Raw genomic sequence first — 25,403 nt, 5'->3', positions numbered from 1 at the left:
CTAACAATGAAGTTGACCAAATACGATATGATATTGCCTCTATGAATTAGTATGGTATACCGTAGTATAAATAAAAGTCAGGTCACTAAACTAACGGAGAACGTTAGTTGAACGCACCATGGAGCAGTTTGCGATCAGCGGCTGCTCTATTTTCATTAAGCTAAGGGCAGGATTGTTTAAACGCCCTGCGAATACATTATCACTATGTTCAAATAATGGTCATTAAACGCAATTTCCTTAATATTAGAAATGAGGAATTCTAATGAAGATCCAATGTGCATGTGGTGATCAGTTTGTAGATCAAACCGATTTTTTAAGAAACAAAGGTCACGTTTTTTCTGATCAAGACTGGTTTGATTTTTTAAATGCTATTGATAATGCAATTGAAAAATCGGGACCTCATAAATTAGATAAAGAACGAGCTGTAGTGAATGTTGGCATATTAGCAAATAAGTTGAAGAAGTTATTCTATTCTTTCTTCGTCCTTAGGAAACGCATGGAAGAGACCATTAATAATTATTTCAAACTTATATTTGTCTCCCAACAGCAAAAAATGATGGGGAATTGGTAGAATGATTTAAACGAAGATGACTCTGCTCATGTAATAAAATTCACACTTCTTTGTTAAGATTCATACTGGACAAAGCAGGAATCCTGTCATATTGTTTTCGTGTGATATATTGAGAAAGAAGGGTAGGGTATGCCATGTGGAGCCGGATAAAGCCAAAGAAGATGTATTTAAACATATTTATGTATTCCTGCATTGCAGTGAGCTTACTTACCCTAGTATTTACCGTGTTCCTCAGCCAACAGTTCGCTAAAAGCGCGATGGATGAAACGGACAAGTCCAATCAGGTGAAAATTAATCAAATCGTTAAAACCTCGGAATTTACCCTGCAAAAATTACGCCAGTTTGCGCTAAGAATCTATTCGGATCAAAGCATTGCGCTCTGGATAAACATGGGGAAGGACGAGTATTCCCCTTTGACATTGGATAAAGCAGCGACAAGTGTAAGGGGATTTATGAGCAGTGAGCCTTTCATTCGAGGCATTTATTTAATTAACTTTAATATTGATCAAATCTACACTTCTGAATCGAGCATCTATACGACAAAGGATTTTTATGACCAAACGATGTTGGACTACATTAAGAATCAAAAAACGCCGTATTTGCAGTATGTTAACCATGAAGTGGGAGGAGAATCGTTTCTTGCACTTGTCGTACCAGCAGCCGGACCTAATCAGAACTTTCAGGGATTTATTGCAATTCTGTTCAGTAAACCATTGTTGAATGAGAACATGCTGCAGATTTCAGCAGATGATCCCAATAAAATTTATATTGAAGGCAAAAATAAAGAGTTCATCCTAGGGAATACGGACCCTGCGTTAACCCAAGCGCTAATGGAAATAGATAAATCGGCAGTAGACCAGGGCTGGAAATGGAATTTTGGCAATGAAACCTGGTCCATTCAGTCAGAACGGTTTCCTGTAGAAGGATGGAATATATATCACATGGCACCGATCTCCTTATGGCAAGCAAAGGTTGCTAAGATTCGTATCCAAATTATTGGTTCTTCGATCTTTCTGCTGTTAGCCTTGCTGTTATATTTGTTTTGGCAATCATACCGCAGCTTAAAGCCTCTAAGCGACTTGGCCTCTCAAATACGAAGCAAACTAGGCAAGGAACATGCTATCCTACAAGCATCAAATGCCGGCAATGAAATGGCATGGATTCATTCCGGTTTCCATTCGCTTGTTGAGAAGATTGAACAATTGGATTCATCGATCAAAAGCAGCAAAGCTCTGGTGAAGGATGATTTCTTGCGTCAATGGATTCTTAATTCGAAGTCATCCAAACCAATTGAAGAGTTTATTAGGAACCAAACGCAAATTCTCGAAACGGGATCATTCCGTATGGCGGTCATTCGTCTGGAATCGTACGGACGCTTCGAAGAACAGTTTGACTTTGCCTCGCGCAAACTATTGCGCTTTGCATTAGGGAATATTATGGTCGAAGTTCTTTCGAATCACGGGTTTGTTGCGGAAACAGTCGATTTCGGCTCTGATCACATTGTGGCGCTCATTTCTTTGTCTACTTCAGAGGAAGAAATGGTACTAGCAATAGGAGCGATGGATGACGTAAAGGTTCAGATCAGTCGATGGCTTAAGCTGGAAGTGCATGCAGCTATCAGTTCCGTGCTTGATGTTGAGGAGAATCTACAAATTATCTATAACCAGCTTTACGAACTGACGTTAATGGGATTCATTAATCATGAGGATAGGGTGTTTACTTCTGATGATTTGGAGCGATATGAACGAGGCAAAGACAGTGATCTCGATGAAGCATTGCTGAAACAGGTTATTCAATCTGTTCAGCTTAAGAATGATAAAGCACTTGAAGGTTATTTGGATCACCTCACCTTGCATATGCAGGAACTAAGCTATCAGGAATGCAAACTGCAGTTGACTCACATCATTTATTCCATCATGAAAAGCTTCAAAAACTATAAAACATTTCAAGGGATGAAGAGTATTCATTCTTTTCTGGAACAATTCGCCACCTTAGGTGAAGTGAAAGCGTGGCTGTACCAGGTGATGCTGCAGACCATAGAACAGAACCGGAAGAAGAATGCCTCGAGCCGAAAGGATGAGGTCGCTGCGGAGATGATCGAATATGTACGCAATCATCTTCACAATCCGATGCTTTCCGTAGATGACATTGCCGCACATGTATCCATGTCTGTGAACTATGCCAGACAAATATTCAAGGATCAGTTTAATTGCTCATTATCCGATTATATTACAGACCAACGGATCGAGCATGTCATCAAGCTGCTTACAACGACCGATTGGACCGTTGCAGATATAACGGAACAGTCTGGATTTCAAACTAAGAGCACCTTCTTTGCGGCATTCAAGCGAGCGACCGGGATGACGCCGAACCAATACCGTATGGGAAAACATGATGTAGAGCATTGAAATTCGTACTCTGATTGTTGGGCAATTGATACTCCCCCCTTTATAATATTTCATACTGATTGATAGATACCGGACTGTACGGAAGCTGAGCAATCCGGGTATGATCTAGTACGAACCGAGCACACCGGACACACGAAACCAAAATGCGTACGATGGTTATGTCGTTGCTCGGTTGATCATAAAACAGGAGGGGTTAAACAGTGAAGTTAAGAAGTAAAAGTACCTTATTAATGGTGACATCGCTAATACTGGCAGGAACATTGGCCGCTTGCGGTTCGAAGGAGGCGGCAACTTCCCCAACCGGCAAACCAGCAGCTTCCACGGTGGCCAAATTAGATCCGGTTACATTGAAAATCATGTTCCCGGGAGATCCGCCAGCCAATTGGAGTGAAGTGAAGGGAGAGATGGAGAATCGTCTTGCCGGTTCGCTTAATGTGAAGCTGAACGTGGTGTTTATTCCATGGGCGGATGTCCTTCAGAAACGCCAAGTCGCATTGTCCTCCGCGGAAGATTACGATCTGATTTGGGACAATAATCCGTATCAAAATATTGCAGCTGGGCTCTATGAACCATTAGACTCATTCATTGATAAGTATGGACCTGAGATTAAGAGCAACCGCTCTGCGCAACTGCTAGAAGCCAACAAAGTGAACGGTAAATTGTACGCGGTACCGCTTGAAGTGAATTTCATTCGTCCGTGGACGTTTGTTATACGCAAGGACATCCGGGAGAAGCTGGGCATTGCTCCGATCAAGAGCTACGATGATCTGGTCAAATTTATGTATGCTGTGAAAGAGAAGGCTCCGGATATCACCCCGTATATTCCTAACGGCACCGAACATACTGGTTTGAAGATGGCAAGTATGCTGGATCCGAAAGCCAATCTTGCCGCTATCTCGAATTATCCTGGGCTGTATACCAAAGGCAATGATGGAAAGGCCTATAATATCTTTGATAATATGGACCCGATGATCATGAAAAATTTCGAACAAAATCACAAGTTCTACCAGGATATGATTCTTGCCAAAGATGCCCTCATTCTTAAAAATGCGGAATTTGCTAAAGGAAAAGCAGCTGTATCAACCTTCAATGATTTCGGTGTAGCTCTTAGCACCAGAACTTCTCTGGAAAAGTCAGTTCCAGGAGCTTCCGCAGAAGCATTCAGCTTGTATGATCCAAGTATGAAGATGGCCTCAACTTTCAAAGCAGGAAACTTCATTGCCGTCCCAGTAGTCAGCAAAAACAAAGAACGCGCCATTCAATTCGTCAATTGGTTAAACCAGAAGGATAATTACGACTTGCTTGCTTACGGAATAAAGGGTAAGAACTGGGAAGATTCGGGCGAGGGCCTTTTCAAACCCATCAAAGAAAGCACTTATGCTGGTATTCCTTTCGCGTGGGGCTGGAACTCCAAGTTGGACCGGATCGATGCCAGCTTGCCTGAAGATGTTATCAAGTTGAACAAGTGGCAGCGGGATCCTAACAATTTTACAACAGATATTCTTGCCGGATTTACTTTCGATCCAAGCCCGGTATCCAATGAAATTGCACAATTGAGCAATGTGGGTAAAGAGTTGTATGATCCGATTATATTGGGTCTAATTGAACCGAAAGAGGGTTTAGCGAAGTTTAAGGATAAGGCTTATGCTAATGTTAAGAAAGTCCAAGTTGAGTATCAAAAACAGCTGGATGCGTACCTAGCCAGTAAAAAGAAGTAAACTGCCCTAAGAGCCGGCGACCTTGACCAAGGTCCGCCGGCTTTTAATATTAGTAAACTCCGGACTTCCGTGTGTGATAGAATTCAAACCTCCATGGGCTGTTACAGTTCAAACTCATTGATAAAAGCAAGACTATACGCCAGCTCTACGAATGAGTAAGATACAGTCACATACGAAAGGAAAGGTGAGCATTATGATGCTGGAACTCAGGAAGAACAAGTGGCTGTATGCTATGGCGCTTCCCGTAATTGTGTACGTTTTTATTTTTTCTTATTTACCGATGTCAGCTCATGTATTGGCCTTCAAGCAGTTTATACCTGTTAAAGGTATCTGGGGGAGCAGATGGGTGGGACTCGACAATCTCATGTTTTTTTTCACGGGTCCGGATTGGTTGGCGGTTACTTTAAACACAGTATTCTTGAACCTTCTGTTCATTACTGCAGGTACAGTGAGCTCTTTATTAATTGCCCTGCTCATGAATGAAATCAGACATGTTTTCTTCAAGAAGGTGACCCAGTCACTCGTGATCTTGCCTCATTTTATTTCCATTATCGTCGTTAACCTGATGGTCCTTAATTTCTTTAACGGGCAGGACGGCATGATCAATCAGCTGCTAAAGGACGTTGGCTTTCAGCCGGTTAATTGGTTTCAGACCCCTTCGGTCTGGCCTATGTTGCTGACGATCATATTCGTGTGGAAAGGCGCAGGGTGGGGTTCGATCATTTATCTTGCGACCATAACCGGCTTCTCCGAGGAATACTATGAAAGCGCGCGAATTGACGGTGCCAAGCGCTGGCAGCAGATCTGGCACATTACCTTGCCGTTGTTGCGGCCGACCATTATCGTACTGACGCTTCTCGCTTTGGGGCGGATCTTCTACGGTGATTTTGGCTTGATTTATGGAATTATAGGAGACAATTCTCTGCTCTACAAGGCTACGGATGTTATTGATACTTATACGTACCGATCCTTGAGGGATTTCTCGAATATGAACAGCTACAGCAATGCTGCGGCAATTGCATTATTCCAGTCGGCCATGGGTTTTATCACCATTCTTTTCTTCAATTGGATTGTCCGCCGAGTTGATAATGACTCAAAGTTATTCTAGAGAGGAGCTTAAGTATGATGGTGAAACAACGAGATGCATCTCAATGGACCGTGTCCGCCGTGGCATATGTATTCATAGGTTTTTTTGCTCTAATTTGCCTTATTCCCTTCTGGCTTGTGTATATCGGGTCGTTCACAGCGGAACATCAGATTGTTAAAGGATTCCAAATTTTCCCTACGGAATTTACGCTTGATTCCTATCTTTTCTTATTTAAAGGCAGTCAAGTGTATAGAAGCGGCTTTGTGTCCATATTCGTTACTGTGGTCGGTACCGTCGGGGCTGTGCTCATGACTTCCATGTTTTCCTATGTCACCTCTCATCTGAAGGTGAAATATCGGAATTTTCTTTCCTTTTATATTTATTTAACGCTGCTGTTTGCACCCGGTTTGGTCGGCTATTATTTGCTCATCTCCAACTGGCTGGACTTGCGGGACTCGTTATTGGCGTTGATCTTACCGCATATGTTCTCCGTTTTCAACGCATTCTTGATGACCTCCTATTTCCGGACGCTTCCGTTTGAATTAAATGAGGCGGCGACGATGGATGGGGCGCATGAGATGTATATCTTCTTCCGGATTATTTGGCCGGTCTCGATGCCTGTCATTGCAACCATCACCCTGTTCTATGCGCTTTCGTACTGGAATGACTGGTTTAATGCGCTGTTGTTTATTGATAATCCGGAGAATCATCCGCTGCAGATGATGTTAAGAAGAATCGTGTCCAATGCGCAGAATCTGGATTATTTAAATGCGAATGTTAACATTGCGGTTACTGCGTCAGGTGTTCAGCTTTCGGCGGTATGTATTACGATCGGGCCGATCATCTTCTTGTATCCATTCCTACAGCGCTATTTCATCAAAGGCTTAACGATTGGCGCGGTCAAGGGATAGTTTTGATCACTTACATTGTAGTCTGTGGATTTCATTATCTCAAAAATAGGAGGAACATTTTCATGAAGCCGCATTTCCGATATTCCCCGCAGCCGGTACTCGAACCGGTTCCTGGTTGTGAGTGGGCAAGCAAAATGGTGCTAAACCCAGCTATTGTAAAAGATCCGGCTTCTGATAAGCTGCATATGCTCTTTCGGGCTACGGGTCCATGGTCTCAAAAGCGCAAGGAAGGTAAGCACGACCCATATCCGATCTTTCTGGGGTACGCAGCAAGCGGCGACCTAGGCAAGACGTGGGATGCCGACTTTTCCAGGCCAGCACTTGCTCCTGCTCTGAATGAGGGGTTCGAAGACATCTACATTACAGATATACACGGTAATCGGGTGCGCGATTATTCCAACGGCTGCATCGAGGATCCGCGCATATTTCCAGTGGAAGGGGAGCTGTATCTTTCCGTGGCATGCCGAATGTTTCCGCCGGGTCCGTATTGGCTCATTGATCAGGAGCCTTCGGTTGATACACGCAACGACTATGTGCCGGAGTGGGTGCAAGAAGGTGATGATGCATTCAGCATTGCAGCGCGTACCAACAATACCGTAACCGTCCTGTATAAGCTGGATTTGGATAGGCTGAAAGCAAGCCGTTATGAAGAAGCTTTTGTCTATGTATGCCCTTTGACGGAAGGCCATGTAAGCGATAACCGCGATGTATTCCTGTTCCCCGATAAGATGCGAATTGATGGGAAAATGCAATATGTGATGCTCCACCGTCCGATGAAACCTGCATTATTCCCGCAAGGATCTCAAGTAAAGAAACCATCGATCTACCTCGCTGCAGCGGAGAATTTGGAGGACTTCGCAACGGACCGGGTAACCCACCGACTGCTGGCAACCAGCCAATTCCACTGGGAGGACAACCGGATCGGAGCAAGCTGGGCGCCGCTCAAGATTTCAGCTAACGAATGGCTCGTTTCTTATCATGGTAAGAAAGATATCCACTTTGGGTATACACAATCCTTCCTGATTGTTCGCGAGCAGGATAACGACTTCCCGTTTGTGACGCATCGATGCTCTAAGCGTTTAATGTACGCTCAACAGGCTTGGGAAATGCCGAGCGATTATCCTACGCCCTGCTTGTTTACAACAGGTGGAATTATTGCAGGAGATGATCTGATTATGTCTTATGGCGCTGCAGATCAAAAGGTGGGTATTTCTTGGGTGAATTTCGCTGAGCTGGTTGCGTATGTTAAGCAATTTGACGCTGAAGGCCGGAAGATGGAGGAGTAATACAGACGAGTAAAGTATTGAATCGGCGCAAGAAATCGAGGATATCGATGATGTGCCGATTGAACCCAATATATTGTAAGCGCTTATATTTCTCGATAGAATGAGAGGAGGTGGTCGATATGCAGCATCAAAATCAATTTTTCATAAAGAAGACTAAACAGATGCTCTCGAAGTAAGTTTTTTCGTTTTTAAGCGAATTCCTAAAAACTTGAAGGAAGAAAGAGGAGGTTAAAAATGATGGGGAAATGGCGTAAATGGTATCCAACCCGTGTTTTGACAGTATTTTTGGCACTCATCATGGCAGCAGCGTTTATCCCTGCCGGAGGTGTTCATGGGGCAGGAACTCTGCTTAAAACCGGCAATTATAGCTACAGTGTCGCACCGAATGGGGGCAGTTCTCCGGACAAGGGAGTAACTGGATTGATATCTTCAGCCAATGGCGTGCTGCTTGACGGATCAACCACAACGTATGCCGGATTCATGGGTAGCGGCACTGGTACTCCAGGAAGCATACAGGTCGTATTTGACCTGTTGAAGGATTACCCGTTGGACAGTATTAACGTTGTGCTGAACTCACCCAATTCGTTTTGGGGATTTAATGAGTTTACGGTAAAATACCGCCCGGAGGCTTCGGAGTATTACTATATCGCTGACAAACACACCAGAACACCAGGAATAACCTCAACGAGCCCAAGCTCAACCTGGAACTATGCGGTCAACATACCGATGTCGAACAAGACGGCCAGATTTATTATCATCGATATAAAGAGACCTCATGACTTTCAGCATATCCCTATCACCGAAGTTCAAATTTATAAAGGGACCGGACAGGAAGGCGTGAATCCCGCACCTGCGCTGACTGCGGAGCAAATGGCCCTCGAACTGAACAAAGACAGCTTATTGGCAGAAAATTTGCTTAAAACCGGAAATTATTACTTTAGCGTTGCCCCGAATGGAGGCAATAGTCCAGACAAAGGAGCAACCGGGCTCGTATCCTCAACCAATGGCGTGCTGCTTGACGGATTAACGACAACATATGCAGGATGGACGGGGAGCGCGACTGCCCCAGGAACTATACAAGTGGTATTTGACCTGCTGAAGGACTACCCGCTTGACCGTATAAACGTCGTCCTGAATTCACCCAATTCGGCTTGGGGATTTAAAGAGTTTACGGTAAAATACCGCCCTGAGGCTGTAACGGATTATTATTATATTGCTGACAAACACATCAGAACACCTGGAATTGTCTCAACGAGCCCAAGCTCAACCTGGAATTATTCAGTCAACATACCGATGTCGAACAAGACGGCCAGATTTATTGTCATCGATATTAAGCGTCCTCATGCCTTTCAGCATATCCCTCTCACCGAAGTTCAAATTTATAAAGGGACTGGACAGGAAGGCGTGAATCCCGGACCTGCGCTTACTGCGGGGCAAATGGCTCTCGAACTGAAAAAAGACGGCTTAATGGCAGACAAGTACGGGCAGTGGGTTTATGAAACCTGGCCTGGAAAGGTAACATCCGACGAGCAGATGCAGCAGGAATATACGAATGAGGCGAATGCACTGTCAAATGTTTCACTTGATCTTGCAAAATTCGATCAGTATGGCGGGATTAAAAGTGGAGGAAGTTATACAAGCAGCGGTTATTTCAGACTTCAGCAAATCGATAACAAATGGTGGTTTATTTCACCGGACGGGAATAAATTTATTCTAAAAGGCGTGGATGCCACAAGTATATGGGAGTGGGGATACGGGACGGCACTTAAAAAAGCTGACGGTACCCCAAGAGGGGTGTTTGAGGAACTTCCCGATCCAGTCGCTTATGCTCCTGCCTATGCAAACGATTCTAATGGCGAAAGAGTAAGCTTCGTCGTCGCCAATATTATGAAAAAATACGGCAGTAACTATGAGTCGAAATGGGAGGATATCACAAAGAAACGTTTGATAGATTGGGGCTTTAATGCCTTCAGCAAGTGGACCAGACCCCAAAATATAACTTTTCCGTACATTAATGTCCTGCAAGACCCCGGCAACTTAAAAAGGATTCAATGGACTTACGATGTTTTTGACCCGCAGAGTGAAGCCATTATAGAGACTGCATTGACCCCTCAGCTTGATAAAGCGAAGAATGACCCGTGGCTAATCGGTTATACTTACGATAATGAGGCCGGATGGACAACCGATATTGTAAAAGATGTACTGACATATAATTCGTCGTCTGCGGCTAAAAGCGCTTTCGTGAATTTTCTTGCACTAAGGTACAACAATGATATTACTGCCGTCAATCAGCTTTTAGGTACGAGCGCGGTATCTTTTGACGAGTTAAAGAATATTTCGATCAATATAACCAAGGTGCCTGCTGCGGATGTATCGGAGTATATCAAGCTAGCGTCCAGAACCTATTTCTCAACGGTCAAAAATATTATCAAAAGACATGATACAAACCATCTGTTCCTAGGTTCGTCTGTAGTTCCCACCTGGCGGACCAGTCTGGAATGGGATTCGGCGGCAATGGAGTTTGTAGATGCATTTTCAGTGGACAATTACACGAACGATCCAAGTTGGATTTCCAGATATGAAGCTTTCGGAAAACCATTATTGAATCTGGAATATACATTTAGTACTACCCAGCGTGGGTTGTCACCCGTAAATGGGGCTACAAGTGTGGCTAGTATTGCGGATAGAGGTATGGCCTACAAGTCTTTCGTGGAAAGCGAAACTTCACATCCGTTATTTATTGGCTCAGGCTGGTTTTCGTACTTCGATCAAGCGGTTACATGGCGTAAAGACGGTGAGAATTTCAATATAGGCTTAGTAAACCAACAGGATCAGCCCTATACAGATATGGTAAATATCATGAAGACCGTCAATGCCGGGTTGGAAAATGTTCATGCTTACGGGATTAACCTCGCCTTGGACAGACCGGTTACGGCTAGCTCATCCAAAACGGCTGCTTTAGTTGCCGGGAATGCAGTCGATGGGAGGACAACTACGAGATGGGGATCGAACTATACCGACAATGAGTGGATCTATACGGATCTCGGCTCAATGAAGACTGTAAGCAGGGTTAGACTTAACTGGGAGACAGCATACGGTAAAGAATATAAGATTCAGGTGTCGGACAATGCTGTAGACTGGACCGATGTATACAATACCAATATAGGCAATGGAGGCATAGACGATATCTCTTTTTCGGCAACTAGCGCAAGGTATGTAAGGATGCTGGGTATAAAAAGAGGTACCGGTTACGGTTATTCACTGTGGGAATTTGAGGTATATGAGCAGCCTGGAGCTGCGCAAGATGAGATTCCACCGGTTACTACAGATGATGCGCCTTCTGGCTGGAAGAATACGGATGTAATGGTATCGCTGGAGGCAACTGACGATCAATCCGGTGTCGAAAACACGCAATACCGGAATAATGACGGGCAGTGGCAACCGTATTCGAATCTAATTACTGTTTCCGCTGAGGGTAATACCGTTCTGGAGTATATGAGCGTCGATAAGGCCGGAAACCCCGAATCCCCGAAGAGCGTGTCTATCAACATAGATAAGACGGCTCCGGTCACTACAGTTGGATTACCTCCGGCCAATGCCAACGGATGGTATCATTCGGATGTGAATTTAACCTTAAATGCGTCGGATCCGTTATCCGGTATCCATAAAGTTCTATATCGGATCAATGGCGGCCAATGGCTAATCTATGATGGCGCCATCGATGTTTCCGCTGAAGGAACGAATACGATAGAGTATCAAAGCAAGGATAATGCAGGAAACACGGAAGAGCTAAAAAGTGTATTCGTGAAAGTAGATAAAACAGCACCGGAAATACAAATGAATCAGAATAAGAACGAGCTGTGGCTGGCTAATCATAAAATTGTGACCGTAACGGCAGGCACTTACGGCACAATAGACCCGATTTCCGGCATTCAGTCCATTGTTTTAAAATCCATCACCTCCAACGAACCGGATGATGGTCTTGGTGACGGAGACACCTCCCAGGATATTCAAAATGCAGACTTTGACACACCGGATTATATGTTTGATTTGAGGGCTGAGCGATCCGGAAGCGGAGGAGGACGGGTATACACCATTACTTACGTCGCTACGGATTATGCAGGAAACGAGAAAACAGTAATATTGACGGTAACCGTTCCGAAGAACCAATGACAAGGATGATCTGATAAACAATGGCTCTCACTCTAATTGTGGGGGCCATTTATCGTTGAACTTTTACAATAATGGAGCTGATGCCAGCATGGTTTCCCCATAGAATCAACGGCTCTATATAAATACTTCCACTGAATCAAATACTATCTCACAGTTAGTAAAATGATCGCCGATTCATATTGCTTCCATTAATTTAGAGCTTTGCACCACAACCCGTTTTCTTCATAAAACAAGTCACATAGATACGAGTATGTCGTCAATATTTTACACCCACGCGGGTAGAGGCTGCATGCTATGATGTTTTGAAGAAAGCGCTTTAATTATTAAACATCATAAGGAGGATAAATAACGATGGGTTTATGGCATCGAAAACGAGGTACGCAGCTTTTGTCTGCGCTATCCGCACTTCTACTGATCGTTCAGCTTTTTACCGGACTGTTCGCAGGTTCAACTCGCGTACTTGCGGCAGCGGATCAAATTACGGAGCAGCCTGGGGGCAAAAGCAAATGGGTCGTTGTAGGAAGCTTTCAAGGCTGGGACAACGCTTCGACGGATACTCGGATGAAGCACTTGGTGGGTGAATTTTATGCTTTTACCAAAGAGCTTCCTGCCGGATCTTATGAATTTAAGATCGTTAAAAGCGGCTCCTGGGACGGTTATTCAAACAACAGCAATAACTTTTCCTTCAGCTTGGGAGAAACGACGAAGGTAAATTTTTATGTGAACGATGAGATAGGCCAAGCGCGGATTTCACTCCCCGGAGTGGCAGGGATCCAGCAGTACATGCCGGCGCTCGGTTTGAACGAGCAGCCACGACTTGTAGGCAGCATTCAACCTTTGTTCGGAGAAGCCGAATGGTCACCGGACGGAGCGAACCAGATGTTCGTCGATTATCGTTTTAATAACACGGTATATAAGCTGCAGCGCCATATTCCGGTTGGCAGCTATGAAGCTAAAATCGTTTTCGGTCAAAATTGGGATGCGCCGAATTACGGAACGGCAACCGGAGCAAATGTGAAGATTGCAACGGTAGACGAGGCTGATGTCACTTTTACCTTTGATAATTCAGCCCAAACGAAAGCGCTTACCCATGATTACGTTGCAAAAGACGGTGCTTTTGACGGTCAAATCAAGAAGGATAGCCTCTTTTTTGACAGCCGTTCGGTAACGTACAAAAAGCCGTTCGGCGCCATTCCGGCGGGCGGACAGGATGTCACGCTGCGTATGGCGGCGGCAAAGGGCGACCTGCAGACGGCAAAGGCGGAATTGACCGCTCCCGATGGCTCGTCCAATGCCTACCTGATGAAGAAAGTGACAGCCGTAGCCGACAAGGAATATTGGGAAGTTACGGTGCCGGCAGCTGATTTTGCAGGCAAGGTTGGGATTTGGGGCTATAAATTCATTGTTGTCGACGGTTCGTCGAAAGCAGAATACGGAGACGATAGCAGCCGGGGCGGTTCGGGATCGGTAGCGGATGAAGGCGCCGTTCCTTATGATTTGACGGTTTATGCGCCGGATTACAAGACACCCGATTGGATGAAAAATGCGGTTGTGTATCAGATATTTCCGGACAGGTTTTTTGACGGATCGAAGGATAACAATCGGGCCAAGACGGTAGATGGCGCGCGCGGTGTCATCGATCCGAAATATGGTACAAGCAAGAATGGCCAGCAGCTCCAGTATTTTGACGGTGGCGTGCCGAATGATCCGACGCCAGCTCAGGTTTGGGGCGGGACTTCCATCGTGCCGGAGAATCCGGACCGGACCAAGCCGGAGAACAAACCGTATTACCCGAATGCGAAAACGGATGGGGCTTGGACGAATGAATTTTACGGCGGCGACGTTCAAGGGATTGAACAGAAGCTTGGCTATTTGAAATCGCTGGGCATTACGGCGGTTTACTTGAATCCTGTTTCATGGGCGGCGTCCAATCACAAATATGATGCAACGGATTACAAGCATCTGGATCCGATGTTCGGACAGCCAGTTTATAATACGTCGGGGGATCCTGCTTCCGGTTTGGATTACGTTAAAACTCGGGAAGCCTCAGATCAAGTATTCGAGAACTTCACGAAAGCAGCCCGTACTGCTGGAATCAAAGTGATTAACGATGGTGTGTTTAACCACGTTGGTGACGATTCGATTTATTTTGACCGGTATGACAAATATCCGGAGATAGGTGCTTACGAGTATTGGGCAGCCGTTTACGATAAGATGAACGCGGCTTCCATTACGCAAGAGCAGGCCGAAGCCGATGTTCGCGCCTTGTTCACGAGCCAGATCAACCCGATGACGGGCCAGAATTACAAGTGGCCAGACGATTTCAGGTATGTCTCCTGGTTTACAGTGACGAATGATAAGGTGAAAGACCGCGACGACGATAATCTGCATTACAAATATGATGCCTGGTGGGGATATGATTCGCTGCCGGTGATGGATGCTAAAGACCCGCAAACAGCACCTACGGTGTATTTGCCGACTGATACCTTGTTCCTTCCCGGGCAGCACGAGTGGAACAATATCCATTACCGGGACAATGTTATTGGGCATAGCCTGACCGGATTAACCGAGACGGATGCGCAAAAAGCCATGCAGTTTGCGAACTCCCAACGCTGGTTGTGGATGGGAACAAGCGGATGGCGGTTGGACGTGGCGCCGGATGTGTCTGCAGGCACATGGGGCAAGTTCCGCGAAGCAGTTAAATCGGCCGCAGGCCGTACGAATGTGAACGGCACGGTGATCGATGAGCCGGTTATTATCGGCGAAGAGTGGGGCGTTGCCACGAAGTTTCTGCTAGGAGACCAGTTTGACTCCGTCATGAACTACCGGTTCCGCGGGGCTCTGCAAAGCTTCCTTTCGGGCGGCAATGCCGATACGTTCAATCAGGCGCTGGAATCAATCCGCGAAGATTACCCGAAAGAAGCTTGGGAAGCACTGATGAATCTCGTGGATTCCCATGATACGACACGTTCCATTACGAAATACGACCATCCGGAGTGGGAGGAAGAGCATCTCGTCATCGCACCTGAGGCAAGCACGAATGCGAAAAAGCTCCAGGAACTGACGGCCATTTTCCAAATGGGCTACCCTGGTGCTCCTACGATTTACTATGGGGATGAAGTAGGCTTGACAGGTACGAAAGATCCAGATTCCCGGCGCTTTTTCCCGTGGGAACGGGTTGTAGCGAATGGGGACGGTACGTTCAGCGGTACAGGCGATTACCAGAATCTTTTGAGTGTCTACCAAAAAGCGGCTAAAGTCCGCGGAGACAATGCCGTGTTCCGGACCGGCGACCTCAAAGCCGTCTATTCACAAGGAAACGTTATCGCTTATGCACGTAAAAACGATTCCCGCGGAGCCCTGCTCGTCGTGAACCGGGGAGCGAACCCTCAGTCGATCGAAGTGGATGTGGCCGGGTTCCTGCCGGATGGGCTCGCTTTGACCGATCAACTCTACGGAAGTACCAAGGCTGTTGTCGCTTCGGGTAAAATCTCTCTGACTGTCCCGGCACTAACCGGTTTTATGATGGTTTCGGATGATGAACTGCAGGCGGTACCGCAGGTAACTGGCGTGCAGGCGCAAGGTGACAAGGGGAAAGTAATGCTTTCCTGGAACAGTGTGAGCGGAGCGGAATCCTATCAGATTTACCGTGCTGCCATTGAAGGCGGAGCCGTACAGCTTGTCGGATCCACCGCCGACCTCAACCATCTTGATGTCAATGTGGTAAACGGAACGAAATATTACTATGCCGTTACGGCACGCATCGGCTCAGGCGAAAGTTTCTTCAGCGACATGGTCGCTGCAACGCCGGCATTCCAGATTGCATCTCTGGGAACTCCAAGCACAGTAACGGATAACGTTTATGCAGGTGTAGGTAAAGCGACAGGACGAATCACGGTGAACGTGAATATTCCGGGACTAACGGACGATGCCGCTTTAGCCGGCAAGGAAGCGCCGAATCTGTTGGCGAGACTTGGCTTCTATAAAGAGGGTACCGACCCGGCTGCCGCTCAGGATACGAAATTTCGCTATGACAGTGACCAGTCAGGCAGCAAGATGTACTGGGGATCTTTTGAGCCGACGGAAGCTGGCGTTTACAACTATTTTGCCAAAGTTTCGACGGACAACGGGGAGCATTATACCCAATCCGATACTGTCACTCTTGAAGTATATGGGGACCCGAACGATACAACGGCACCTGCCGCACCGGCCCTTAATTCTATCGCGGTCGAATCGAACCGTTCGTATTTGAAATGGACGGCATCGGACAGCAGCATCGCGGGCTTCGACGTGTACCGTCAATCGGTTACTGATGCGACTTATCAGAAAATCGCTACGCTTGCCGCTACGGCCATCGATTACACGGATTATGCCGTGAGCAACGACGTGCTTTACACGTATCAGGTGGCGGCATTCGACCAATCCTATAACCGCGCATTTTCGGAAAAGCAGTCCGTAACGCCGAAGCTTGTGATGGTGGATGTGCTGATGCGCTTGCATTTGCCGGATTACACACCGACGAGCGACGATATCAACATTGCCGGTAGCTTTAACGGCTGGAATGCCAGCTCGACGAAACTTCATGTACCTAGCGGTGCAACCGATCGGGGCGTGGTGGAATACAGCTTCAAAATGATGGCCGGCAAATCCATCGAATACAAATATACCCGCGGGACTTGGGAGACGGAAGCTTTCACGTCGCACACGCGGACTCCGGGCGATACGGCCGATTACGGCAACTGGGCTTACAGTTCGACCGTTACCAATATGAAGCTGACGATTAAAAATGATGGCGGCAATCAGATGGTCGTGAACGATTACGTGCTGCGCTGGGTCGACATGCCGATGATTCTGACCATGCCGCGTATCACTTACGGCAGCAACGTTGCGTATTCGACGGAAGAAAGCAGCTTCAAGCTGAAAGGAGTCGTGCCTTACGGCGTCAACTTCTCCATTAACGGGCAGCCGATTCCTCAGAACAGCATGGATGCCGCAGGTAATGTGGAACTGGATGCCATTCCGTTGGCACTGGGATCGAATCATTTCGAACTGCATATAGAACCGACACCGGAAACGCTGCTCCTTCCTTGGTATGAAGATAAGGGACGCGCAGGTCAGGCTACGAAGACAATTACGCTGGACATTACGCGGACATCGGGTGGAAGCGCTCAGGAGCCGGTATTGAATCAACTGCAGTGGAGTGAAGTGAACACGGCTCTCACTGTTGGCGATACACGCCAACTTCAGGTGTTAGGCGAATATTCGGACGATTCAAAAAAGAGTCTGACAGGTGTTGAATTCACTTCCAGCAATACGAATATCGCGGACGTAACGCCAGAGGGACTAGTTACAGCGAAATCGCAAGGGGAAGTGAAAATCACAGCTTCTTTCGGAGGAAAAACTGCTGAAATCACGCTGAACATTTCTTCTGCTCCATCTAATGAAGGAAGCGGTGGCGATACTATGGCAACAACTCCGGCTGATAAGCCCTCAACGACGAAACAGATCGACGAAGCTGCTTTAACGAACGGCAAGGACGGAAAAGTAGGCATCGAGCTGAGCTCAGGCGAGCGTGAGGTGAAGCTTCCGGTCAATGCGGCTGAACTGTTGGGCTCCAAGACACTGGAGATTAAACAAGGCGGCATCTCGATCGAAGTACCGTCAAGCTTGCTCAAAGCGCTGGCTATACTGATTCCGGGCGGAAGCTCAGAGGGCGCCCAACTTTCACTGGCGGTTAACACCGTAGGAGCCGAAGCCGCTCAAAAGCTGATTAATCAGGGAGCTGCAAGCACAGGAGCAATCATCAAACCTGTTAGCACCGTGTACGATTTCACCCTATCAGCTCTAACGAAAGACGGAAAAACGCTAAAACTGCCGACATTTGACCAACCTGTCACGCTGACATTCCACGTCCAGGATGGAGCAAACATTCCACTGAGCGGCGTGTATTATGTGAGCGATGCAGGAGAGCTCACGTATATTGGCGGTACTTGGGAAAATGGCGGTTTGACGGCAAAAGTATTTCACTTCAGCAAATATGCCGTACTGGAATACAACAAATCATTCAATGATCTGCCTGCAGCACACTGGGCAGCCAACGCTGTGAGGGAACTTGCCGCAAAGCATGTCGTGGAGGGCATCACCGATGCAGCGTTTGCACCCGAGCGTGAAGTGACACGAGCTGAATTCTCAGCTATGCTCGTACGTGCATTGAACCTGTCCGCCAAAGGAGAAGCGTCGCTTCCATTTTCTGATGTGCCAGGCAGCGCTTGGTACTCGACGGTGGTAGCAATCGCTTACAGCAATGGCATCGTCAGCGGTCGTGGCAGTTCGACATTCGCACCTGACGCTCCGATTACCCGCCAGGAAATGGCGGCGATGGTCGTACGTGCCTATGGCGTCCATACGGGCACAAACGCCCCAGCAGCAGACATCCCTGTCGGCTTCGACGATGCAGCCGGCATTGCGCCTTGGGCTGTAAACTTCGTGCAATCAGCGGTCGGGCTGAAACTGATGCAAGGACGAGGCGAGCGTGAGTTCGCTCCAGTCGGCATCACCACCCGCACCGAATGCGCTCAGGTTTTGCTTAACCTGTTGCATTCAGGGAAGTAAAATGTAAAAATCTTCAGAGAAAAAAAGACCTTTCAGCGAAATGCGAACTGTAACCGTAGTTGTGGACAGTTTGAATAAAGGGACATCCCTGGCTTAAGCAGCCAATAGATGACTTCTGAATTCATCAGGAGTCATCTTTTTTAATGCCCACTGGTTTTACGATTTGGGATTCCTGTTCTGGCTCCTTAATAGTATCTGGAGTGGCTAGGGCTTGTGCATATGTTTTGAATCGGTATCTTTTTCTGTTTGAATCATACTCATTGTTCAGGAAAGCGACCTTAATCGGTCGCTTTTTGATCGTTCTTAATCGATGGGGACTGGACCGGCCATGAACAGAGAGAGCATCATGAGTGAAATCAATAGTAAACTCGCGTGCAACTGAAACTGAATTGATCCAATGGCGTTCACTCTCTGGGTGAGCGCCTATTTTACGTTGCTTCGTGTTCACAACCTCAAAAAATTCGACAATACGGGGGATGTCATTAGTAATTGAACAAGGAGAATTTGTCGCGATTATGGGGCCTTCAGGTTCGGGGAAGTCGACGCTGATGAACATCATCGGGTGTTTAGATGTGTCTGACACGGGATCGTACGTTCTTGACGGCAAAGCTATTAACCAGATGAAGGATTGGCATCTAGCCGAGATACGGAATCGGAAAATTGGATTCGTGTTTCAAAACTTTAATTTACTGCCCCGATTAAGTGCCTATGAGAACGTGGAGTTGCCTTTAATTTATCGGGGGATGACGCGGAAAGAACGAGAGCCACTTGTATTGAAAGCTTTGGAAGCTGTCGATTTGGTGGATCGCAGGAAGCATCTGCCTTCGGAGTTGTCTGGCGGGCAGCAGCAGCGGGTTGCGATCGCACGAAGGCTCGCAGGAGATCCTGCGATTATTTTGGCGGATGAACCGACTGGAGCACTGGACTCGAAGACGGGCATTGATATTATGGATATATTCGCTAGGTTAAATGATCAAGGTAGAACGATAATTTTGATCACGCATGATCATGCGATAGCGCAGCAGGCGAAGCGGGTTGTGAGGTTCCGGGATAGGCGGTTGTTAGAGAGTGTTTAGAATAAGATTGTGAAGACCGGGACTCCATGGGATATATGTGGGGTTCTGTTTTTTATGTCAAAAAAACTGGTGTTATTCTTTCACTATTCAGTGAGTGAGGCCTCTTATATTGGTGAGAGGGAAATGATGACTTCGTTCGAACAATAAATCTTCATTTGTGATAGTCTGCTTAGAATTACCTGATAGAATAGAGAGTGGGTTAATAATGTACTTAGTGTAAGAAGGTCAATAATGGAAATATGTATGTTACAAAGAAATCCGGGAAAAACAGAGTGATATCATACTCTTATTTTATGGAGGTGCAACTTGCTGCTGATCAAGGGAAATAAAGATCGTAAGTGGAAAATAAAGTGTGTTAGTGGTGTTCACTTTTGTGAACATCACTTTTTTAGTATTTGAGGTTCGTTATTATTGAGGTTCGTTATTAGGAGACAAGCAAATAAAGATATAGACTGCCGGTGGGCATTAAGCTAACGGGCAGTTTAGTTCCAATATATGGTATCATATAGATAAGAACTTTAAAGAGATGAAATTGTAATGTATGTAATTCAGGAGGCTGAGCCAATGAATAAAGCGGAAGCCAAAAGAATATTCATTGTGACTATTTTTATTGGCATTGTATTTTCTACAATTGCTATGTTAATAAAATATCCAACTAACTTAGATTCGGTAAATGAATCAACACTCAGCATTTATACCCAATATGGAGAATTTAGACGTTCAACCATTGAAGAATATTATCATGTTAATGCTATTGCCCGTAGTAAAAAGGAATTAAATTCACAAACAGAAGTATTATTTCTTGACATTGGAACTTTCGTAAAAGAAAAGAAATAGTAATGTTACTATTTGCATTGTGACTTAATAACTTTAGGGATTCAGCTAACGGGAGGATAATGCAACTTCCCATCTATTGGAAGCGTATTTATGGTATCAATCTAACAAAGCTCCATCAGTGAAAGGGAGTGTTCCGTTTATGGTGGTTTTTCTTTTTAGTGCGGTATATCTTGTACCGATTTTTGGGTTTCTTTTTGTAATCAGTTTGCTTAAAGCAATTGAAAAAATTGTTAATAAAAAAGGTTACGGCATTGAAATGTTTTGGAGCGGTTTATTTTTTGCTTTATCCATTTGGTCTATTGGGGTATCAGCATCATTAAACTAACGAGGAACGATAGCTGAATAAAGACACCTCGGCAGCCGGCCATGATGATCGGCTGCCTTTTCCACGCTAACGGGCAGCATTCGTAATTTAAAATAATAACTACCTTGTAAAAGGAGTTTATTATTACGTGGACGAATATGAAAAATAAATATATTGCAGGAGGAAAAAATGAAAAATTCTGTAAATGCATTGACCATTGTATTTTTAGGTGTTTGTTTAATAATTGGATGCTGGCTCATATCAAATTCATTTATCAAAAATAACGTTGAGGTTCCATCTTCTAATCTTCAGAATCAGCTTTTAACCCGTTCTGAATTAGCCCAATACCTAGGTATTAGTGAAACTGCGGTAGCGTTGAGGTTCCATCTTCTAATCTTCAGAATCAGCTTTTAACCCGTTCTGAATTAGCCCAATACCTAGGTATTAGTGAAACTGCGGTAGACAAACTGGGTCCGCAATCCATGGGGGCTACAACTACAAGTCAAATCCCGTATGTGAAAATTGGGAATATAATATATTTCCCATTGAAAGCTATTGACAGTTGGCTTACAAAAACTGAAGCTGTTATTGTCCAATAACCAAATGTAAGACAAGTCCTATCTCTTGGACTTGCCGTATTGAACTAACGGGACACGAAAGTTCAACACAAAACGGCTGCCGTAAGGCAGCCGTCATTGCGTTAACGGGCAGTTTTCTTCAATAAATTGTGTTAAAATATGGATATGAGTTAGAGGTTGCAGCAGATGATCAGCATCTCGTTACGGTTTCAAGAATTTCGTATGTAGGAGGCTATACTATTGTGGCGCATTGATCATGAAAATAAATACAAACCACTAGATTTAAATATTGTGGGTGAAGTTGAAACAACTTTGGGATACAAATTACCAAAAAGCTATATAGAATTATTAGGGATTCAGAATGGTGGCGAATTACAAAAAAACGTAATTCACTGTGAAAAGAAAACGGGAACAAAATCTGTTTGCACGGGGAGGTTTTATCCTTTAGAAAAAGTAGCTATTAACTTCCAGGAACATATAAACATAATTGAAGAGCAGTTAGCTTTTAGCGATCATAATAGAGATATCTATCAATCGTATAAAATGATTTTACCTATCAGTGTTGAGAACCATGGTTATGTGTGTTTGGACTATAGAAATTCGTTAACAGATCCATCAGTTGTGTACTTTTATGATGAAGATCTTGTAGACTATTACATCGCATCAAGCTTTGATGATTTTCTGAAAAAATTATTTTCTCTCGATTTAATGTAGGACACGGATAGTTGTGCTAACGCAGAACGATAGTGGATTGCGAATGGGAGGACGATGTCTTGAATGACATAGAGGCATTATTAAACCAGATAAAGGGGTTACCTAATTGTAGAGTGACTCCGATGAACGGATTGCCACAGACGAATCAGCATAGCCTTCCTTCAGATCTTAAACGTTTTTATGAGATATGCGGTGGAGTAATCCTTTTTGAAAACAAGGATTATAGTTGTAAAATAGTCCGGACTGAAGAGTTTGTCTTTTCTAATCCAGTCATAGTTGGGGAACAAGTAGACGAGGATATATCTTCACATTGGTACATCATTGGCCATGATGGAAATGGCGACTACATTTCTATAGATCTTCATCCAGACCGATTAGGGAAATGTTACGATAGCTACTGGGATAGACATGCAGTTTCAGGTAACTGTCCAGTAATTGCTAAATCATTCACTGATTTGCTTAATAAATTGGTTCAGAATAACGGTGAACGATGGTACTGGTTAAAAGAAGATTTTAAAACACTTGGAGATGCCTACGATTGCAATGAATCGTTGAGCTAACGGTGAACGATAGCACAATAAATTGCCAAAACAGGCTACCGCAGATTTATTCTCGGTAGCCTGTTCCGCTAACGGGTAGGATAATGGCATACAAAAAACAGATCCAATTTAGAAGGGAATAACGAATAGATGGGTACTAAATTTGCAAATATTCAAGTGAGAACAAATGATATTGAACATGTAAAAAGTGCAATTGAGATATTTGGTCAGTCTTTCAAGGAAGAGAAGAAAGCTAGAAAAAGTGCACTTGCAAAAATGCTAGGAATTAGTCAATCTTATGTAGGCATTTCTGAAGAAGAATTATATTATATAGGGCAAATCACTACGGATTGGACTATTTTGTTAAATGAAGAGTTTAATTGGGAAAGTATTGCTGATTTCGCAGCTGGGTTATCTAGGCACATAACTTTACCTCTGATTTCTGTCGGTTATTTTGATGATGATGTTTTTGAACTTAATGTGTTTAATAACGGACAACAAATTACAAAGATACTTGTTTCTAGTGAAGGAACAGCTGAGGACTATGGATTGGAAATTACTAATGGTGACCTCATAGCCTTGGTAAATACTTTAGATATTAAAAGTGATGTGAAAGTATTGGAAAAGATACTCGGGCTTGATGTAATGGAATTAATAGACCCTCTTGAAAAAGAGTTTGATACAGTTCTATCTATAAAAGCCGATTGGTTTGATGATTTTGAAGAGGAAATTAAGTCCAAATTTCTGAGAGTAAAATTGTAAAGTAAATAAACTATATAAAATGGCTGGACTGATTTATTAAACTAACGGGTAACGATAGTTCAATTAAAAACAAGGAGTAGAATGCCACGGCAGATGCTCCCTGTTTCAGAATCAAGGTGGAATGTGTGATGGAGAATATATCAATAGAAAAACTAAATGAACTATATGTTGAGACTATTAAGAAATGTGGAACTTATTTAATTAGTTCGGATGATTCAGTGATCGGATATAACATCTTTGAAGAGTTCGATATAGGAGCTACATCATTTTTACACATAGACAACTTACAAAGGCTGGTCGAAGCTGGGCTAATTAGTGATGAGATAATGCGTAAAAGCTCAACCTTAAGAATTAAGGTTCTAGCATTACAGCAAAGTGATGAATGGAATATTAATGCGGTGAGGCACTCATCTCAATGGATGAAAATACTTGAACTGTCTGATGAAATCAATTCAATGATAGGTATTTAGTTTCTTCGATTTATCCATTACTTTTATATTTCTCCTGTCCTTCATGCTTTACATGGAATAACAAGCTAAAATATCAAGAAGGTATAATTTATTTGTAAAGTTTGAGCAATGAACAGAATAATCGAAGGCTTAATACAAAAGGAATTATCTTGTTAATAATCACTTTTAGCCAAAAAATAATCACAAATGATATATATTTAACCGGAAATATCAGATATATTTATGTATATCCTATCGGAAATATCGGATATTTGCATGAATAGCGCATTTTCATACAATAGGATCTGCATGTAAAATTATAACTAATATTTTCTAGTAATAATTCCGATAAAAATAATGGGAATTATAAGAATAAGTTCACCGTACGAACGGAGACGCAATTCTAACCTTTAAGGGGGGAGAAGTGTGTCTTTTTTTACAAACTAACTGTTAAAGAGGTAGCCTTATGAACAAACGGAAAAAAGTCAGTTTAGGCATTCTCAGAAATTATGAACTCTATATCATGCTAGTGCCTGTTCTGGTTTATTACACTATTTTTCACATCATACCCATTTATGGGCTGCAGATTGCTTTTAAAGATTTTATTCCTTCGCTCGGGATATGGGGCAGCCCCTGGAATGGGCTACATCATTTCGAAAGGTTTTTCTCCTCGTTTTATTTGGAACGGCTGATTGTGAACACGGTAAAACTTAGTCTTTATTCTTTAATCATTGGTTTTCCGTTGCCAATTATTCTGGCTCTGTTACTTCAAGAATTAAAGTGGTTGAGGTTGAGCAGGATTATTCAGAATATCACGTATTTCCCTCATTTTGTATCGGTTATTGTGGTTGCGGGGATGATTACGGCCTTCACCTCCTCTACCGGAGTGATCAATACCATTTCTGCTTGGTTTGGGTATGAACCGGCGAATTTATTGACACATAAGGAGTATTTCAAAACGATTTATGTCCTTTCGGAAATATGGCAGCATACAGGTTGGTCGGCCATTATCTATATCGCTGCACTAGCAGCCGTTAATCCCGAGTTATATGAAGCTGCGACGATGGATGGGGCAAGTAAGTGGAATAAGGTTTGGAGCGTATCTATTCCCGGTATTCTCTCAACGATCCTCGTCCTCTTTATTTTGAAAATAGGTAATCTGTTGGATGTAGGCTTTCAAAAAATACTCCTGCTGCAAAATCCACTGAATCTGGAGACGGCTGATGTCATTTCAACCTATGTCTACCGGATAGGTATTCTGCAAGGTGAATACAGCTTCTCAACCGCAGTAGGATTATTTAATACGTTGATCAATGTCACACTGCTAATCATAGCCAACTATTCCATTAAACGACTGACGAGCAACAGCTTATGGTAA

General features: G+C 44.3%; 17 protein-coding genes. All 17 read left to right on the top strand.

Annotated elements, in window-relative coordinates; genetic code table 11:
* Positions 1-262: 262 nt before the first annotated feature.
* On the top strand, positions 263-571 hold the full coding sequence (locus ASL11_RS23435; protein ID WP_056620388.1) for a hypothetical protein: 309 nt from the start codon (positions 263-265) through the stop codon (positions 569-571).
* 134 nt (positions 572-705) lie between these two features.
* The gene (locus tag ASL11_RS23430) at positions 706-2,979 is read left to right on the top strand and encodes an AraC family transcriptional regulator (RefSeq protein WP_056620386.1); all 2,274 of its coding nucleotides are present in this window, start codon (positions 706-708) and stop codon (positions 2,977-2,979) included.
* Positions 2,980-3,179: 200 nt separating this feature from the next.
* Positions 3,180-4,697: an extracellular solute-binding protein gene (locus ASL11_RS23425; protein ID WP_235550562.1), complete on the top strand. Its 1,518-nt coding sequence runs from the start codon at positions 3,180-3,182 to the stop codon at positions 4,695-4,697.
* A 193-nt stretch (positions 4,698-4,890) separates the two neighbouring features.
* Positions 4,891-5,805, top strand: a complete 915-nt coding sequence (locus tag ASL11_RS23420) for an ABC transporter permease (protein ID WP_056620385.1) — start codon at positions 4,891-4,893, stop codon at positions 5,803-5,805.
* A gap of 14 nt (positions 5,806-5,819) precedes the next feature.
* Positions 5,820-6,695: a carbohydrate ABC transporter permease gene (locus tag ASL11_RS23415; RefSeq protein ID WP_056620383.1), complete on the top strand. Its 876-nt coding sequence runs from the start codon at positions 5,820-5,822 to the stop codon at positions 6,693-6,695.
* Between the two features lie 62 nt (positions 6,696-6,757).
* A complete protein-coding gene (locus ASL11_RS23410) occupies positions 6,758-7,981 on the top strand; it encodes a hypothetical protein (protein ID WP_056620382.1) in 1,224 nt (407 codons plus the stop codon).
* A 234-nt stretch (positions 7,982-8,215) separates the two neighbouring features.
* A complete protein-coding gene (locus ASL11_RS23405) occupies positions 8,216-12,154 on the top strand; it encodes an OmpL47-type beta-barrel domain-containing protein (protein WP_082595744.1) in 3,939 nt (1,312 codons plus the stop codon).
* A gap of 351 nt (positions 12,155-12,505) precedes the next feature.
* Positions 12,506-18,766, top strand: coding sequence for an alpha-amylase family glycosyl hydrolase (locus ASL11_RS23400; protein WP_056620380.1), 6,261 nt, complete (start codon positions 12,506-12,508; stop codon positions 18,764-18,766).
* A 425-nt stretch (positions 18,767-19,191) separates the two neighbouring features.
* Complete coding sequence (locus ASL11_RS23390; RefSeq protein WP_056620378.1) at positions 19,192-19,842, top strand: ABC transporter ATP-binding protein; 651 nt, start codon at positions 19,192-19,194, stop codon at positions 19,840-19,842.
* Positions 19,843-20,406: 564 nt separating this feature from the next.
* Positions 20,407-20,679 (top strand): hypothetical protein, encoded by a 273-nt coding sequence (locus ASL11_RS23385; RefSeq protein ID WP_056620377.1) that lies wholly within the window; start codon positions 20,407-20,409, stop codon positions 20,677-20,679.
* A 139-nt stretch (positions 20,680-20,818) separates the two neighbouring features.
* A complete protein-coding gene (locus tag ASL11_RS23380; protein ID WP_157257021.1) occupies positions 20,819-21,004 on the top strand; it encodes a hypothetical protein in 186 nt (61 codons plus the stop codon).
* A 168-nt stretch (positions 21,005-21,172) separates the two neighbouring features.
* Positions 21,173-21,397, top strand: coding sequence for a hypothetical protein (locus ASL11_RS23375; protein ID WP_056620375.1), 225 nt, complete (start codon positions 21,173-21,175; stop codon positions 21,395-21,397).
* A 404-nt stretch (positions 21,398-21,801) separates the two neighbouring features.
* Positions 21,802-22,275, top strand: a complete 474-nt coding sequence (locus tag ASL11_RS23370; RefSeq protein ID WP_056620374.1) for an SMI1/KNR4 family protein — start codon at positions 21,802-21,804, stop codon at positions 22,273-22,275.
* A 59-nt stretch (positions 22,276-22,334) separates the two neighbouring features.
* Positions 22,335-22,835 carry an SMI1/KNR4 family protein gene (locus tag ASL11_RS23365; RefSeq protein ID WP_056620373.1) on the top strand — a complete coding sequence of 167 codons (501 nt, stop codon included), beginning with the start codon at positions 22,335-22,337 and terminating at the stop codon, positions 22,833-22,835.
* A 129-nt stretch (positions 22,836-22,964) separates the two neighbouring features.
* On the top strand, positions 22,965-23,576 hold the full coding sequence (locus ASL11_RS23360) for a hypothetical protein (protein WP_056620372.1): 612 nt from the start codon (positions 22,965-22,967) through the stop codon (positions 23,574-23,576).
* A 128-nt stretch (positions 23,577-23,704) separates the two neighbouring features.
* Positions 23,705-24,046, top strand: coding sequence for a hypothetical protein (locus ASL11_RS23355; protein ID WP_056620371.1), 342 nt, complete (start codon positions 23,705-23,707; stop codon positions 24,044-24,046).
* Positions 24,047-24,491: 445 nt separating this feature from the next.
* A complete protein-coding gene (locus ASL11_RS23350; protein WP_056620370.1) occupies positions 24,492-25,403 on the top strand; it encodes an ABC transporter permease in 912 nt (303 codons plus the stop codon).

Origin of the sequence: Paenibacillus sp. Soil750 (assembly GCF_001428045.1) — a bacterium.
Lineage (GTDB): Bacteria > Bacillota > Bacilli > Paenibacillales > NBRC-103111 > Paenibacillus_E > Paenibacillus_E allorhizoplanae.
This window is presented reverse-complemented; position numbering and strand designations above follow the sequence as displayed.